The organism is Caballeronia sp. LjRoot31 (genome assembly GCF_964253885.1).
Classification (GTDB): domain Bacteria; phylum Pseudomonadota; class Gammaproteobacteria; order Burkholderiales; family Burkholderiaceae; genus Caballeronia.
Map to the genome: position 1 here is coordinate 1,957,316 of NZ_CAXURX020000001.1, position 16,116 is coordinate 1,973,431.

Sequence of the window (16,116 nt, forward strand, 5' to 3'; positions counted from 1 at the left end):
AAGGTGGCATCAGGCAGTCGATAAACGCGAAGCCCCTGGTTCTCCGGGGGCTTTGTTCGTGGCCCGCGATTTTGTTGGTGGCCTGGTCGAAAGATAAAGTTAAAAAAGCAGCACGAATGCGCGTAGCGCAGGAGCCGGGCAGGAGATCATGAGTGAGCAGCAGTCGAGCGCAGTGTCCGCCGTATCGGGCAATCAAGGTGGCCCGGGCGGTCCCAATGGCCGCAGGCCGGAACCGGGTTTGCGGGCCCCGGACTGGGCGGCGGAGAATTTCGTGCGGATCGTCGATGTCGTCAAGAAATTCGACGAGACCGTTGCAGTGAAAGGCGTGAATCTCTCAGTGAAAAAGGGCGAACTGTTCGCGCTGCTCGGCAGTTCCGGCTGCGGCAAGTCCACCTTGCTGCGCATGCTCGCGGGGCTGGAGTCGGTTACGTCGGGGCAGATCGTGATCGATGGCGAGGATCTCGCGAGCATGCCGCCGTATCGCAGACCGGTGAACATGATGTTCCAGTCGTATGCGCTGTTTCCGCATATGACGGTGGAATCGAACGTGGCGTTCGGGCTCAAGCAGGAGGGCGTGCGCGGCGCGGAACTCAAGGAGCGCGTGCACGCGACGCTCGATCTCGTGCAGATGGCGAAGTATGCGCAGCGCAAGCCGCACCAGTTGTCGGGCGGCCAGCAGCAGCGCGTGGCGCTGGCCCGCAGCCTGGTCAAGCGTCCGAAGCTGTTGCTGCTCGACGAACCCATGTCCGCGCTCGACAAACAGATTCGCCAGCGCACCCAGATCGAGCTCGTGAATATCCTCGATAAGGTCGGCGTGACCTGCATGATGGTCACGCACGATCAGGAGGAAGCGATGACCATGGCCGGCCGGATCGCGGTCATGAGCGAAGGCGAGATCGTGCAGATCGGCACTCCGCATGAGGTCTACGAATATCCAAACAGCCGGTTCACCGCCGAATTCATCGGCTCGACGAATCTGTTCGACGGCATCGTAGTGGAAGATGAACCGGATCACGTGTTCGTGGAGACGACGGAGTTGCCGTCGCGGCTGTATGTGAATCATGGCATCACGGGCCCGCTCGGTATGCCGGTCACCATCTCGGTCCGGCCCGAGCGCATTGCGTTGACGCGCAAGCCGCCCGACGGTTCGTACAACTGGGGCCGGGGCACCGTGGCGAACATTGCGTATATGGGCGGCTACACGCTGTATCACGTGAAGCTGGACAGCGGCAAGGTGGTCGTGGCGAATCTGTCGAGCCTCGCGATTGGCCAGATCGATTCGCCCACCTGGGACGACGAAGTCTTCGTACGCTGGACAGCGTCGGCAGGCGTGGTGCTCACCGCATGAAAACGCTGCATTTACTGAGCTTGCTCAAGCAACGCTTCGGCCTGTCAGGCAGGACGGCGGTGATTTTCGGGCCGTATCTGTGGCTTGTGCTGTTGTTCCTCGTGCCGTTCCTGCTGGTCGTCAAAATCAGTTTCTCCGATTCGCGTCTCGGGATTCCGCCTTATACCGAATTGACGGCGATGAAAGATGGCGTGCTGAGTATCGCGCTCGATTTTTCGCATTACGCGTTTCTCGTGACGGACAGCCTGTACTTCGCGACCTACATGAATTCGCTGTTGGTGGCGGGGGTGTCCACGCTGCTGTGCCTGCTGATTGGTTATCCGATGGCGTATTACATTGCGCGTTCGAACCAGGCGACCCGCAACCTGCTGATGATGGCCGTCATGCTGCCGTTCTGGACGTCGTTCCTGATTCGCGTGTATGCGTGGATCGGGATCCTGAAGAATAACGGCTTGCTGAACAACTTCCTGATGTGGACCGGGATTATTCATTCGCCTATCGAGCTGTATCACACGAATATCGCGGTTTATATCGGCATGGTGTATTCGTATCTGCCGTTTCTTGTAATGCCGCTTTACGCTCATCTGGTGAAGATGGATCTCACGCTGCTTGAAGCCGCTTACGATCTCGGCGCGAAACCGTGGAAAGCGTTTCTGCAGATCACGCTGCCGTTGTCGAAGAACGGGATTATCGCGGGCTGCTTGCTGGTGTTTATTCCTGCGGTGGGCGAATACGTGATTCCGGAATTGCTGGGCGGCGCGGATACCCTGATGATCGGCCGCGTGATGTGGAATGAATTCTTCGATAACGCCGACTGGCCCATGGCTTCCGCCGTCACCTGCGCCATGGTTTTGCTGTTGTTGGTTCCCATGGCGTTGTTCCAGCATTACCAGGCGAAGCAACTGGAGGACAAGCGATGATTGAACCCAGTCGCTCGCTCCGGTTCACGTTTCTCGGTCTCGGATTTCTATTTCTCTATATTCCGATCGTGAGTCTGGTGGTGTATTCGTTCAACGAGTCGCAGCTCGTGACCGTATGGACGCAATTTTCGCTGAAGTGGTACGCGGCGTTATTACACGACGACGAATTGATCAATGCCGCATGGTTATCGATTCGAATTGCGGTGTTCACTGCGTGCGCGTCAGTGGTGATCGGAACGTGGGCGGGATATGTGCTCGCGCGCATGGGGCGGTTTCGCGGTTTCACGCTCTATGCTGGCATGATCAACGCGCCGCTCGTGATACCCGAAGTGATTCAGGGGATCTCACTGCTGCTGCTGTTTGTGGAAATGGCGAAAGTATTTGGCTGGCCGGCAGGGCGTGGCATTTTCACGATCTGGATCGGCCACGTGATGCTGTGTATTTCCTACGTCGCGATCATCGTGGAATCGCGGGTCAGGGAATTGAATCCATCGATCGAAGAAGCCGCACTCGATTTGGGCGCGACACCATTGCGGGTGTTTTTCTCGATTACGCTGCCGCTGATATCGCAAGCGCTGGTGGCGGGGTGGCTGCTGTCGTTCACGTTGTCGATTGATGACCTGGTGTTATCCGCGTTCTTGTCTGGACCGGGATCGACTACGCTGCCGCTTGTCGTGTTTTCGCGCGTCCGGCTTGGGCTTAATCCCGAGATGAACGCGCTCGCCACGCTGTTCATTGCCTTTGTGACGGTCGGCGTGATCGCCGCGAACTACTTCATGCAGCGCAGCGAGCGCAGGCGGCTGACGAATGTGTTGTAGCGGCGGCGATCAAGTGAGCAAACCGGGCTCAGTCGTCTTGAGCCGCCATCGCGAGATGTTTGCCGAGCGTGGCCGAGTCGGTGTTCGTGCCGCACAGCAACACGCCGACGCGCTTGCCCTGCAAGGTCTCGCGTAACGGTCCGAGCAACGCGGCGGTGGCGGCGGCGCATGCCGGTTCCACCGCCAGTTTCAGCTCGTTGAACAGATGCAGCATGCCGTGACGCAGTTCGGTGTCCGACACGGTCACCAGACGGTCGATATGCCGCCGGCACAGTTCGTAACTGTAGTCTTCGGTGTGCGGCGCCATCAACGAATCCGCAATGCTGTGCATCGCGCCCATCTTCACGGTGTGATTCGCGGCGAAACTCTGGCCCATGGCGTCAGCGCCCTTGGGTTCAACGCCATACACGTGGATCGATGGATTCGCGAGCCGGAATGCCAGCGATACCCCCGCCGCCAGTCCGCCGCCGCCGATCGGCAGGATCACCGCGTCCAGATCGGGCGCCTGCGAGGTCCATTCGTATCCGAGCGTCGAGGTGCCCACAATTGTCCGATAGCCGTTGAACGGATGCACGAAATAGCGGCCTTCCTCGGCTTCTATGCGGCGCACGATCTCGAACGCTTCAGCGCCGTTTTCCGCCATGACTATCTCCGCGCCGAAACGGCGGCAGAGCGCCAGCCGCGCCGGACTGGCGGTCTTGATCATCACGACCTTCGCGCTGATCTGAAGCCGCATCGCGGCATACGCGACCGCCACCGCGTGATTGCCTGCCGATACGCACGTCACGCCCGCGTCGCGTTCGCTTTCCTTGAGCGCGAGCAGGTGCGAAAAGGCGCCGCGCGTCTTGAACGTGCCGCCGACCTGCAGCAACTCGAACTTGAAGTTGATTGGCGTGCCTTCCAGCATGGGGAAGTCGTGGCGCTCGAAGGTCGGCGTGCGCGCGACCCACGGCGAGAGCGTCATGTGCTGGCTGGCGATATCGTCGAGTGTGGGAATCGGCGTGCCGTCGATGGTGTTATCGGAATGATGGGCGGTGGACATGAGGAGTGGTTGACGGCGTAACGATTAATGAGGCGGAGCAACAAATTCGGTTCTTATGCAAATTACGGAGCACGCGAGCGCCATCGCTCATACCGGCGCCGCTTCAGCTAACACGCGCTCTCGAAACCGCGGCGGCAAATCGCCCGGCGTCAGCAAATCGACCGCCACGCCAAGCATGTCTTCCAGTTCCATTTGCAAGCCACCCAAGTCAAACAGCGTTGCGCCGGGCAACGCGTCAACCAGTAAGTCCAGGTCGCTGCCATCCTGATCGGTGCCATGCAAAACCGAGCCGAACACGCGCGGGTTCGCCGCGCGGAAGCGGCCTACCGTTTTGCGGACCGTGTCACGTTTGAGATCCAGAGCGGCGGAAGGTTTCACTCAAGTTTTATTAAATCAACGCGCCTGCGCCTCGACCGACATGCTGTGAATGAACTTGCTCAAGAACGCTTCACACGCCGCAAGCTGCTCCAGCGACACGTATTCGTTCGCCTTATGCGCCTGCTCGATATTTCCCGGCCCGCACACAATACTCGGCACGCCCGCGAGCTGGAACAAACCCGCTTCCGTCCCGTAAGCCACCTTGCGCTTCTCCTGATTCGCGGTCAGCGCGCGCACCAGTTGCGTGATCGCCGCCTGCTCGGACGCGTCGAGCCCAGGAGCCGCAGCAATCTTCGAGAACTCGATCGCCGCGTTCGCATGTTCCTTCTGCATCTTCGGCAGCAACGTTTCCCGCGCGTATTTCTCAATGCGCTGATAAATCGGCTCGGGATCGAGCGTCGGCAAATTGCGGAATTCGAACGCGAAATTGCATTCGGCGGGCACCGTGTTGATCGCGTTGCCGCCATTGATCGTGCTGGTCTGCGCGGTCGTGAAGGGAACGTCGTACTGTTCGTCGAACGGGCCTTGCGCGCGGAATTCATCGGCGACGTCGCGGATGTAGCAGATCAGCCGCGCGGCGTATTCGATCGCGTTCAAGCCCTTCGGTGTCAGCGACGAATGCGCGGCGAACCCGCGCACGCAGCAGTTGTATGCGTTGATGCCCTTATGCGCGATGACCGGCCGCATGCTGGTCGGCTCGCCCACAATGCAGCCATCCGGCCGCAGTCCGCGTTTTTGCAGGTCGGTGATCATCAGCGGCGCTCCGGCGCAGCCGACTTCTTCGTCGAAGGAGAGGGCGAAGTGGATTGGCCGTGCGAGTTTCGTGGCCTGCATCTTCGGCAACAAGCTCAGCGATGCACCGATAAACCCCTTCATGTCGCACGTCCCGCGACCGTACAAAAGGCCATCGCGGATTTCCGGCTTGAACGGATCGCTGTCCCATTTCTGGCCGTCGACCGGCACCACATCCGTATGCCCGGAGAGCACGATGCCGCCGTTCGTCGCGCCATCGTGCGCGGGTACCGTCGCGAACAGGTTGGCCCATTTGCCCGATGGATCGGTGCTGAGCGTGCTTTCAATACCGGCTGCGCGCAATTCGTCGCGGACGGTTTCGATCAGGCCCATGTTCGGGTTGCGGCTGACGGTGTCGAAGGAGACGAGCTTCTTGATCCACGGCAACGACGCCAAACCGGAATCAGAAGAGGGTGTTTGCGCGACGGAAGCCGTCGATTCAGCGATCTGTGACATGACGCTCTCCTTGGAATTTTTCACTTTCGATAATACCGAAAAAACCGGCCGCGCACCGCCGGACAAGGCGATGCGCGGGTATGAAGCGGGTTGAATCTATTAGCGTGAGGGCACAACCGCGGCGGCGGGTTTCTGCTGCCGCACCGGTGCGCCAAGCGCACGCAGCGTTTCCTTGACCGTCGAAATCCGCACGGCAAGGTCCGGACTGCGCACTTCAATCCGCAGCTTGTCCTGCCCCGCGAGCTTGATGTGCTTGTTCTTCTGCACCATCTCGATGATCTTCATGGCATCGACGGGCGGGTTCGGAATGAATTGCAACGAGATCACATGCTCGGCCGCGTCGATCTTCAGAATGCCCAGCGGCTTGGCCGCGAGGCGCAGCTTATGCGTTTCGACCAGCGCGCTCGCCTGGGGCGGCAACTTGCCGAACCGGTCGATGAGCTCTTCCAGGATGCTGTCGATCGCATCGCTCGTTTCGCAGTTCGCCATGCGTTTGTACAGCGACAAACGTTCTTGAACGTCGCCGCAATAATCGGCGGGAAGAATGGCCGGTGCGTGCAGATTGATCTCGGTCGTGGCGGCGAGCGGTGAGTTGAGATCGGGTTCGCGGCCTTCCTTCAGCGCCCGCACGGCGTCGTTGAGCATGTCGGTGTAAAGCTGGAAACCGATCTCGTGGATTTCGCCCGATTGTTTATCGCCGAGCACTTCGCCCGTGCCGCGAATTTCCAGATCGTGCATCGCGAGATAGAAGCCCGAACCGAGCTCTTCCATCTGCTGGATGGCCTCAAGCCGCCGCTGCGCCTGTTTCGTAAGCGCGGCCGGATCGTGAACCAGCAAATACGCGTAAGCCTGATGGTGCGAACGCCCGACGCGCCCACGCAACTGATGCAACTGCGCGAGGCCGAATTTATCGGAGCGATGAATCAGGATCGTGTTGGCGCTCGGCACGTCGATCCCCGTTTCGATAATCGTCGTGCACAGCAGCACGTTCGCGCGCTGGCCGACAAAATCGCGCATCACGCGTTCGAGTTCGCGCTCATGCATCTGCCCGTGCGCGACCGCAATGCGTGCTTCCGGCACGAGCGCTTCGAGCATCGAGCGACGGTTTTCGATCGTCTCGACTTCGTTGTGCAGGAAATAAACCTGGCCGCCGCGCTTCAGTTCGCGCAGCATCGCCTCGCGGATCACGCCGTCTTCTTCGCGTCGAACAAAGGTCTTGATCGCAAGGCGCTTCTGCGGCGCGGTGGCGATGATCGAGAAGTCGCGCAATCCTTCGAGCGCCATGCCGAGCGTGCGGGGGATGGGCGTTGCGGTGAGCGTCAGCACATCGACTTCAGCGCGCAGCGCTTTCAACGCTTCCTTCTGGCGCACGCCGAACCGGTGCTCCTCGTCGATGATCACCAGCCCGAGCCGCTTGAACACGACATCAGAGGAGAGCAATTTATGCGTGCCGATGACAATATCGATCGTGCCTTCATTGATTGCCTGAATCGATGCCGCCACTTCCTTCGTGCTCTTAAAGCGCGACAATTCAGCGATCTTCACGGGCCAATCGGCGAAACGGTCGGTGAACGTGTTCGTGTGCTGTTCGGCTAGCAGGGTGGTTGGTGACAGAATCGCGACCTGCTTGCCACCCATCACCGCGATAAACGCCGCCCGCAGCGCCACTTCTGTCTTGCCGAAACCGACATCGCCGCAAACCAGCCGGTCCATCGGCTTGCCGCTTGTCATATCGCCGATAACAGCGGTGATCGCCGCAGCCTGATCGGGCGTTTCCTCGAAGCCGAAACTCTCCGCGAACTTCGCGTAATCGCGCGCTTCGAGCGGGAACGAATGACCTTCGCGCAGCGCGCGGCGTGCGTAAAGATTGAGCAGTTCGGCGGCGGTATCGCGAATTTGCTGCGCGGCTCGGCGCTTCGCTTTGTCCCACTGACCGGAGCCCAGCGCGTGCAACGGCGCGCTTTCCGGGTCGGCGCCGCTGTAGCGCGAGATCACGTGCAACTGAGCGACCGGCACATACAGCTTGCTGTCGTTCTGATATTCGAGATGCAGGAACTCGGTTTCGCCTTCGCCCAGATCCATCGATACCAGGCCCATATAGCGCCCGATACCATGCTGCGTATGCACGACCGGATCGCCGATTTTCAGCTCCGAGAGGTCGCGCACCATCGAATCGACGTTGCTCGCCTGCTCTTGCCGACGCCGTCCGGCGCGCCGCGTGAGTTGTCCGTATAGCTCGGTCTCGGTGATGATCGAGATGCCTTCGCCGGGCAGCGCAAAGCCGTTCGCTAGCGGTGCGACGCCCAGCGAGAATTTGGCGTCGCCGGTGAGCCAATCCTGGAAGGTATCGTCGAGCGATGCGCGCAGGCCGTTATCGGCGAGGAGTTGCTGGATTGTCTCGCGGCGTCCGGCGGATTCGGTCGCGAACAACACGCGATTCGGCGTTTGCTCCAGATAGTGACGCAGCGCGAGCAATGGCTCTTCGGCGTGGCGATCGATCGCCAGGCCCGGCAACGGCACCGCCCAACCGCCCTCGGGCGTGGCCGGGAACTTGATCTGCGCGAACGGTTTGGCGAACGAGAAAAAGTCGTCGTCGCTGAGAAACAGGCGCTGCGGTTCGAGCAGCGGCCGCTCGCGATCGTGAGACAAAAAGTTGTAGCGCTGCCGCGTGTCGTTCGTGAAGCGCTTGATGGCCGCGTCCATGTCGCCGACGAACGCCAGTTGCGCGTCTTGCGGCAGGTAATGAAAAAGCGTGGCGGTTTCGTCGAAGAACAGCGGCAGGTAATACTCGATCCCCGCCGCCGGCACGCCATTGCCGATGTCCTTGTATATCGATGAACGGCTTGGATCGCCCTCGAACACCTCGCGCCAGCGGCTGCGGAACGCGGTGCGCGCGGGTTCGTCGAAGGGAAATTCGCGGCCGGGCAAGAGGCGCACGTCACGCACCGGATACAGGCTGCGTTGCGTGTCGGGATCGAATGCACGGATGGAATCGACCTGATCGTCGAATAAATCGATGCGATACGGCAGCGGCGAGCCCATCGGATACAGGTCGAGCAGCGAACCGCGCACGCAATATTCGCCGGGCCGCACGACTTGGCTCACATGCTCATAGCCCGCAAGCGTCAACTGGCTCTTCAGTTTCGCCTCGTTCAGCCGCTCGCCCTGCGTGAACGAAAACGTATACGCAGCCAGAAACGATGCCGGCGGCATTCTGTAAAGCGCAGTGGTCGCGGGCACGAGCAGGATGTCGCAGCGACCTTCACCCAGATCGTGCAGCGTCGCCAATCGTGCCGAAACCAGGTCCTGATGGGGCGAAAACGTGTCGTAGGGCAGCGTTTCCCAGTCGGGCAGAAGCCTTACCCTGGCGTCCGGCGCGAAAAACGGAATTTCGGCCGCGAGCCGTTGCGAATCGACAGCGCTTGCGCACATGACGACCAATAACGGGACCTTTTCGCGAAAAGCCAGGTGATAACGTGCCAGGGCGAGGGCGTCGGAGGAACCGGTGGCGCCATCGAAGGCAAAGCGCTGACCGGCTTTGACGAGTGCGATAGGGGACGTTGACTGCAAACTGACGGCTTTTGAAGGCATAAAGTGTGCGGGGAACCGTTCGCATGCGAAAGTGCACGCGGGACCGGCATGGTCGCGATAGACCTATTATAAAATCCGGGCTTCACTTTTGACTTGGGCGTTTTCAACTCGTGACTTCCCGCCTGTTCGCCCTCATCCCGTGCGCCGGTTCCGGCAGCCGTTCTGGTGCACCGATGCCGAAGCAATACCAGACTATCGGCCGCCATCCGATGCTGCGTTATTCGCTCGCCGCCTTTGACGCCTGTTCCGAATTTGCCCAGACGCTGGTCGTGCTGGCGCCGGGCGATCATCATTTCGATGACCGCCGTTTCGCCGGCTTGCGTTTCGCCGTGCAACGCTGCGGCGGCACGACGCGGCAGGCGTCGGTGTTTAATGGGCTTGCGGCGCTGACCGGCTTTGGTGCGCGCGACGATGACTGGGTGCTTGTACACGACGCGGCCCGCCCCGGGCTCACGCCGGAGATGGTCCGCAGGCTGGTGAGCGAGTTGAAGAACGACCCGGTCGGCGGAATTCTGGCGCTGCCGGTGGCTGACACGCTCAAGCGGATCGAGGCTGAAGGCGTGGCGCATACAGAAGGGCGCATTGCCCGCACGGAGTCGCGTAACGGCTTGTGGCAGGCACAGACGCCGCAGATGTTCCGTCTGGGTATGCTGCGGGATGCAATCACGCGGGCGCAGCAGGACGGCCACGATCTCACCGACGAAGCCAGCGCCATCGAGTGGCTGGGGCACGCGCCAAGGCTGATTCAGGGAAGCTTGCGCAATTTCAAGGTTACATATCCGGAAGATTTCGCACTGGCGTCGGCTATGCTCGGCGGAGTTTGATTAAGCGGTTTGAAGCAGCGATTTGAAGCAGTTGCCCTTTACTTTCTAGGACTATCGATGGATTTCAGAATCGGACAAGGCTACGACGTTCACCAACTGGTCGAAGGCCGGCCGCTCATCATCGGTGGGGTCAGTATTCCCTACGAGCGCGGGCTGCTTGGTCATTCGGATGCTGATGTGCTGCTGCACGCGATTACGGACGCGCTGTTCGGCGCTGCGGCAATGGGCGATATCGGCCGGCATTTTCCGGATACGGATGCGAAATTCGCCGGAGCGGATAGCCGGGTGCTGCTGCGCGAGGCTTTTTCAAGAGTCTCGGAAGCCGGCTTCGCGATCATGAATGTCGATTCGACGGTGATCGCGCAGGCGCCGAAGCTTGCGCCGTATATCGAAGCGATCCGGGCGAATATTGCCGAGGATCTTGAGCTGCCGCTGACTCGTGTGAACGTGAAAGCCAAGACCAATGAGAAGCTGGGGTATCTGGGGCGCAAGGAAGGTATCGAGGCGCAGGCTGCCGTGCTGCTGATGCGTACGGGTATCGATAGTTAAAGGGTTTTTCGCTCGCGCCGGTGGACGGGGTTTTGGGGGCGGTTGAGGTTGGTGCCAGGGTGCCAGGGTGCCAGGTTCCGGGGGTAGCGGTCGGGGTCAATGCCGGGTTGATGCTTTCGGCCGTGGTGGTCTGCGAGAGTCGGATTTTCTCTTTATCACTATTAGCCACTGTGCGTGGCGGCACGTCATTTCTTTGTCCAAAGCGACAAAGAAACGAAGCAAAGAAAGCGCTTTCAACCACGCTACCCTAAGTGTCCACAGCGTGCAGTTTCTATTCATGGGTGCCCCAAAAGCACGGTGCTCGCCAGAGCCACTGATGTGTGAACCCCTCTTTCTCCGAACACGGATACCCACACGCTTCGCCACCAGTGACTGAATCTGCCCAAGGTTCACCCCGCGCTATCCGCGGACAACCGACCACCAAATCGGTATGCACGACGAACCACGTCGCTAACCCACTAAGACATGGGCCCACGCGGATGCATCAGGCCGTAGCTGGTGAAAAGAATCGTGCAGGCTGCGCAATAGCCAACCAAACATGAAGCCGTAAGTATGCGTTCGGCCGTGTAGCCCACCAAAAAAACAGTGCACGCTTGGCCAACGCTCCAAGAAACGCGGCAGCGAATACGCGTGAAGCCGTGCGGGTCCCTCGGCAATTCGTGCTTGCCCGAGAACGTACGGGGCGAAGCGTGTTCGTGTCAGGATTCGCGAGAAGGAGGGGTTCACACATCCTCCGCTCTGGCGAGCACCGTGCTTTTGGGGCACCTATGAATCAAAACTGCACGCTGTGGACACTTAGGGTAGAGCGGTTAAAGCGCTTTCTTTGCTTCGTTTCTTTGTCGCTTTGGACAAAGAAATGACGTGCCGCCACGCACAGTGGCTAATAGTGATAGAGAGAAAATCCGACTCTCGCAGACCACCACGGCCGAAAGCACCAACCCGGCAGTGACCCCGACCGCTAACCCTAAGAACCCGACGCACCCCGCCAACCCCACTCCCCAACCCCGTCCACCGGCGCGAGCGACCCCCCTTGGCTTAGTTGCCTTCAGCGGTAATGGCCAACTGAGCCGCATTGATCACGGCGGCAATCCGGCCCACATCCCGCAATTGTGTCGTGCTCATTCCCTCGCCAACGAGATTCTCGTAGTGCGATTTCACGCAAAAGTGGCACTTTCCAATAATCGATGCCGCCAGCGCATACATCTCAAAGCGGCGTTTATCGACCCCGCCATGCGTCGCATACGCATTCATCCGTAACGCAGCGGGCTGCGTCTTCAGATCGGCGTTATCGGCCATTTCCAGATACGGATACCAAACGTTGTTCATGCCCATCAACGCGGCTGCGGTCAACGCGCCATTCGTTTCCTCAGCCGACAAAACGCCCGACGCGCGGATCAACGCAACAATCTTCGTAGCCTTCGCCGCATACGCTGCAGCCAGCGCAACGCCCACCGCGTCATTGCCTTCCAGCGATGAACGCGCGATCGTGCCGTCCACGTTCAGGCGAATGTCCTTGGCGTAATCAGGAATAAGTTCTTTAATCGATGCGAGGAATTCCATAAATTTCTCCTATCTGATCAGCGATAAAAAAGCCCGCCGGCTCGAGTATGACTCAGAACGCTGACGGGCTAGAGCGCAAGCCACGAAGGCCTCGCCGCAATACAACTTACAGCGTCGAACCGCCGACAGCACGATTGCACGGGCACAGTTCGTCCGTTTGCAGACCGTCCAGAATGCGCAGGATTTCTTCCGGATTGCGGCCGACGTTCAGGTTGTTCACCGACACGTGCTGGATCACATTGTCCGGGTCGATGATGAACGTTGCGCGCAACGCCACGCCCGCTTCCTTGTCACGGATGCCAAGCTGGTCGATCAACTCGCCCTTCACGTCGCCGAACGAATAGTGGTTCAGCTTGCTCAGGTCCTTGTGTTCCCGGCGCCATGCCAGTTTCACGAATTCGTTGTCCACGCTGCCGCCGAGCAATACGGCATCGCGATCGGCGAAATCGCTGTTCAGCTTGCCGAACTCGACGATTTCCGTCGGGCAAACGAACGTGAAATCCTTCGGGTAGAAGTACAGGATCTTCCACTTGCCAGGGAACGACTGTTCGGTGATGTCTTCGAACGCCGACACGCCATTTTCTTCGTGATGATTGAAACCCGGCTTTGCAGCAGTAACGGTAAACGCTTCAACTTTATCGCCCACGGTCTTCATATGAATACTCCTGTGTTCGTTGGAAGAAAATCAAGCCTAACTGATCGCTGTAACGCTCACATGACGCAGCATCAAACTCACTCTGAGTAGCTGATGAACGCGTTGAACGACTTTCACTATAACTCTATTGACTATTGTTTTCAATAGATTTTGACTAACATACTGGATAGCTTTTAACGAATGGACCGATAGCATCCGGACAACATCCGTTTAGCGGAAAGTGCGTTTTTCCATCGCCGGGAAGTCGATGGTCACCTCAAAACCCGCATGCGGATGGCGGTTGCGCAAGCGCAAGGTGCCGCGCTGCCGGGTGACGAGCCGTTGCACGATCGCCATGCCGAGTCCGGTGCCGTTGGCTTGCGTGCGTGCGGTGTCCACGCGGTAAAACGGCCGTGTGATCAACGCGACCTGATCTTCGGGAATGCCGCGCCCTTCGTCCATCACGGACAGTTCAACGCGCCCGTGATTGACCTTCGTTTGCAGCGTGATCCTGGCAATATCGTCCACCGCGCTGCGCCCATACTTGCGCGCGTTTTCCAGCAAATTGCCGATCACCCGCCGCACGTCGGTCGGATCACCTTCGATGGTCGCACCTTGGGCCAGGTCGGTTTTCATCAGCACGCCGTCTTCCGCGTAGAAACGCGCGGCCATTTCACCACCGATCAGCGATAGATCGACGGCTTCGGCCATGCGCTGCATCGGCCGGGCGTAGTCGAGAAAACGCCCGATGATCATGTCCATCTGTTCGATGTCATCGACCATCGCAAGTTTCGTCGTTTCGTCGGAAGGGCTCATCTCGGTTTCAAGCCGCAAGCGTGCAAGCGGTGTGCGCAAATCATGCGAGATGCCCGCGAGCATCAATGCACGGTCGGCATCGAGCTGTTCGAGATCCTGCACCATCTGGTTGAAACTGCGATTGGTTTCGGCGGCCACGCCCATGCCGCGTTCAGGCAACGGTTCGGGCGACTGCCCGGAGCCGACCTTGCGCGCCGCCAGCGCCAGCCGCGCGAACGGCCGGTTGACGAGGCTGGTGATGAACGCCGCCCCGAACAGCGACAGGGCGAGCGCAAAGATGCCCCAGCCGGCCCATTGCAGGCCGGTGACGTTATCGAGTTGATCGCGGTCGAGCGCGACCCAATAATCGTCGTCGTCGATCTTGAAGCTGATCCACACGCCCGGGATGTCGTTGACCGATTGCGCGATTACCGTGTCGTTGCCGAGGCGGCCGCGCACGTCGCGCTCGATCAGCCGGTTCAGCGACTCGTCGGGCTGCAAGCGATATTTATCGGTGGTTTCACGCGGGTACACACGGACCCCTTCATTGCTCTCCAGATCCTGCAGCAATGCGCGGCGCAGATCGGGGTCGGAATAAAGGAGGGCGGTGCGCGTGAGCTTGACGACCGCGACGAGTTGAAGCGCCACGCGTTGCGCGCGCGGTTCGCGTTCAATCACCCGGAAGCTCTGGAACCATGCGGCGATGCTGACCGCAATCAGCAACGCGATCAAGGCGAAGGTCCGCCAGAACAGGCCGCCGAACGCGAGCGTCAGTAGCCGCCTGTCAATCCGCATGGTTCGCTGATGCTCTTGCTGGTGGCGCGCACGGGGCGCGTTGGTCAGAACTCAATCAGGGCTCAAATCTCAGGCCGCGCCGTCGGGGATGAATACGTAACCGAGGCCCCACACCGTCTGGATAAAACGCGGGCTGCTCGGGTCCGGCTCGATCAGCTTGCGCAACCTTGAGATCTGCACATCGAGACTGCGGTCGAAGACTTCGTATTCACGGCCGCGCGCCAGTTCCATCAACTTTTCACGCGACAGCGGGGCACGCGGATGTCGCGCGAACACTTTAAGCACGGAGAATTCGCCGGTGGTCAGCGGGATTTCCTGGCCGTTCTTGGTCAGCGTCCGCGTGGCGAGATTCAAAGCGAATTCACCGAATTCGAAGACTTCAGTGGTTTCGGATGGCGCGCCCGGCAGTTCCGACGGCGACTGGCGACGCAGCACCGCGTGAATCCGCGCGACGAGTTCGCGGGGGTTGAACGGCTTCGGCAAATAGTCGTCCGCGCCCATTTCCAGGCCCACGATGCGATCGACGTCTTCGCCTTTCGCGGTGAGCATGATGATCGGCGTACGGTCGTTGCTGCCCCGTAGACGGCGGCAGATCGAAAGTCCGTCTTCCCCCGGCAACATCAGGTCGAGCACGAGCAGGTCGAAACGTTCGCGAACCCAGAGCTTGTTCATCGACGGCGCATTTTCAGCGACATAGACGTTAAAGCCCTGCTCGCCGAGATAACGTCGCAAAAGATCGCGCAAACGGGGGTCGTCGTCGACTACGAGTATTTTTGAGGGATTTTTGGTTTCCATACCCGCATCTTAGCGCGATTAGAAAGAGGACCTAGTTTGCCCCATTTCTGAGGTAACAGATAGTTACAAAATTTACGGCGAGTGTGGCACGACATAAAGGTTCTATGCGTACACTCCTTTACCTAAGCCCGTCATTCGGTGGATACTCCATTAGTACAATGATTGCGCGTCAGTATCATGGCGGCATTAACCGTCAATACTGGCATGACACGCAAGCACGCCAAAGAGCCTGAGACTGTCCGGTTGTCGAGCAACGAAGGGAACAACATGAAGGGAGCGCGGCGGCGCATACCTGTGCGCACCAAGCGCATCATCCGACTAACGCTGATCGCTAGCGCGTTTTACGCCGTGTTTGCCGCGCGCACTGTCCTTGCGCAACCATCGCAATCCCTTAATCGCAGTTTGTCGGCGTTCGATCGTCCTGATTCGTCGTTGTCGTCGTCATCTTCTTCGTCCCGGTATTCGAATCCCGAAGGCGACGGTTCTGATTTCAACTCGCAACCGCCCAGGAAACGCTTCGATGGCCGCTTCATGCGCGCTCAGCATCGCATGCAAAAGCCGCTCAAAGGTAATCGCGACCCGCAAGTGATGCCGGCCATGCCCCCGCCGCAAAGCGATCCGCAACCGCCCGAGCGGCCTCCGCGGCACGGTGTGATGACAGCAGATGAGCGGCGGCTGTTGCGCCAGCATATCGAGGAAGCGGTCAGGGATCTTTATAAGCGTTGAGGCTTGGCGCAATGGCGATGCCTTTGCATGGCCGCACTCCCGATCGATGCCCAACTCATTTCTGGCACTAAACGGATGCCGAGGTGACATTGG

The 16,116-nt window shown here is 59.6% G+C and carries 14 protein-coding genes; 6 read left to right on the forward strand and 8 right to left on the reverse strand.

All coding sequences use genetic code 11. The annotated features are described in order from the left end of the window. The first annotated feature begins 148 nt into the window (after nucleotides 1–148). The 3 genes from ACSQ8V_RS08690 to ACSQ8V_RS08700 are packed head-to-tail and all read left to right on the forward strand — an operon-like array spanning nucleotide 149 to nucleotide 3,086. Nucleotides 149–1,348, forward strand: a complete 1,200-nt coding sequence (locus ACSQ8V_RS08690) for an ABC transporter ATP-binding protein (RefSeq protein WP_436205451.1) — start codon at nucleotides 149–151, stop codon at nucleotides 1,346–1,348. Continuing rightward, nucleotides 1,345–2,268, forward strand: a complete 924-nt coding sequence (locus tag ACSQ8V_RS08695; protein WP_436205452.1) for an ABC transporter permease subunit — start codon at nucleotides 1,345–1,347, stop codon at nucleotides 2,266–2,268. The genes ACSQ8V_RS08690 and ACSQ8V_RS08695 overlap by 4 nt, the downstream gene beginning before the upstream one ends. Continuing rightward, entirely contained in the window at nucleotides 2,268–3,086 is an 819-nt protein-coding gene (locus tag ACSQ8V_RS08700) for an ABC transporter permease subunit (protein WP_436183133.1), read from the forward strand. The genes ACSQ8V_RS08695 and ACSQ8V_RS08700 overlap by 1 nt, the downstream gene beginning before the upstream one ends. Nucleotides 3,087–3,114: 28 nt before the next feature. Here ACSQ8V_RS08700 and ACSQ8V_RS08705 read toward each other — a convergent pair whose 3' ends face one another. From ACSQ8V_RS08705 to mfd, 4 genes are all read right to left on the reverse strand, one after another. Further along, nucleotides 3,115–4,128 (reverse strand): threonine/serine dehydratase, encoded by a 1,014-nt coding sequence (locus tag ACSQ8V_RS08705; protein ID WP_436205453.1) that lies wholly within the window; start codon nucleotides 4,126–4,128, stop codon nucleotides 3,115–3,117. Nucleotides 4,129–4,215: 87 nt separating this feature from the next. Beyond that, complete coding sequence (locus tag ACSQ8V_RS08710) at nucleotides 4,216–4,506, reverse strand: nucleotidyltransferase family protein (RefSeq protein WP_436205454.1); 291 nt, start codon at nucleotides 4,504–4,506, stop codon at nucleotides 4,216–4,218. Nucleotides 4,507–4,521: 15 nt separating this feature from the next. Beyond that, complete coding sequence (argE, locus tag ACSQ8V_RS08715; protein WP_436205455.1) at nucleotides 4,522–5,754, reverse strand: acetylornithine deacetylase; 1,233 nt, start codon at nucleotides 5,752–5,754, stop codon at nucleotides 4,522–4,524. Between the two features lie 99 nt (nucleotides 5,755–5,853). Continuing rightward, the gene (mfd, locus tag ACSQ8V_RS08720; protein ID WP_436205456.1) at nucleotides 5,854–9,345 is read right to left on the reverse strand and encodes a transcription-repair coupling factor; all 3,492 of its coding nucleotides are present in this window, start codon (nucleotides 9,343–9,345) and stop codon (nucleotides 5,854–5,856) included. Between the two features lie 110 nt (nucleotides 9,346–9,455). Here mfd and ispD point away from each other — a divergent pair, with 110 nt between their 5' ends. Together ispD and ispF are read left to right on the forward strand one after the other, a co-directional pair. Further along, the gene (ispD, locus tag ACSQ8V_RS08725; RefSeq protein ID WP_436181631.1) at nucleotides 9,456–10,169 is read left to right on the forward strand and encodes a 2-C-methyl-D-erythritol 4-phosphate cytidylyltransferase; all 714 of its coding nucleotides are present in this window, start codon (nucleotides 9,456–9,458) and stop codon (nucleotides 10,167–10,169) included. Nucleotides 10,170–10,226: 57 nt separating this feature from the next. Next, the gene (gene ispF / locus ACSQ8V_RS08730; protein ID WP_436205457.1) at nucleotides 10,227–10,718 is read left to right on the forward strand and encodes a 2-C-methyl-D-erythritol 2,4-cyclodiphosphate synthase; all 492 of its coding nucleotides are present in this window, start codon (nucleotides 10,227–10,229) and stop codon (nucleotides 10,716–10,718) included. A 1,035-nt stretch (nucleotides 10,719–11,753) separates the two neighbouring features. Here ispF and ACSQ8V_RS08735 read toward each other — a convergent pair. The 4 genes from ACSQ8V_RS08735 to ompR form a co-directional block, all read right to left on the reverse strand. Further along, nucleotides 11,754–12,278 (reverse strand): carboxymuconolactone decarboxylase family protein, encoded by a 525-nt coding sequence (locus ACSQ8V_RS08735; protein ID WP_213763982.1) that lies wholly within the window; start codon nucleotides 12,276–12,278, stop codon nucleotides 11,754–11,756. Between the two features lie 106 nt (nucleotides 12,279–12,384). Continuing rightward, a complete protein-coding gene (locus tag ACSQ8V_RS08740; protein WP_213763981.1) occupies nucleotides 12,385–12,933 on the reverse strand; it encodes a peroxiredoxin in 549 nt (182 codons plus the stop codon). A 210-nt stretch (nucleotides 12,934–13,143) separates the two neighbouring features. Next, nucleotides 13,144–14,502 (reverse strand): ATP-binding protein, encoded by a 1,359-nt coding sequence (locus ACSQ8V_RS08745; RefSeq protein ID WP_213763980.1) that lies wholly within the window; start codon nucleotides 14,500–14,502, stop codon nucleotides 13,144–13,146. A gap of 69 nt (nucleotides 14,503–14,571) precedes the next feature. Beyond that, nucleotides 14,572–15,297, reverse strand: coding sequence for an osmolarity response regulator transcription factor OmpR (ompR, locus tag ACSQ8V_RS08750; protein ID WP_031359745.1), 726 nt, complete (start codon nucleotides 15,295–15,297; stop codon nucleotides 14,572–14,574). A gap of 177 nt (nucleotides 15,298–15,474) precedes the next feature. Between ompR and ACSQ8V_RS08755 the strand changes: the two genes are divergently transcribed. Further along, nucleotides 15,475–16,023, forward strand: coding sequence for a hypothetical protein (locus ACSQ8V_RS08755; RefSeq protein ID WP_436206686.1), 549 nt, complete (start codon nucleotides 15,475–15,477; stop codon nucleotides 16,021–16,023). Nucleotides 16,024–16,116: the final 93 nt, after the last annotated feature.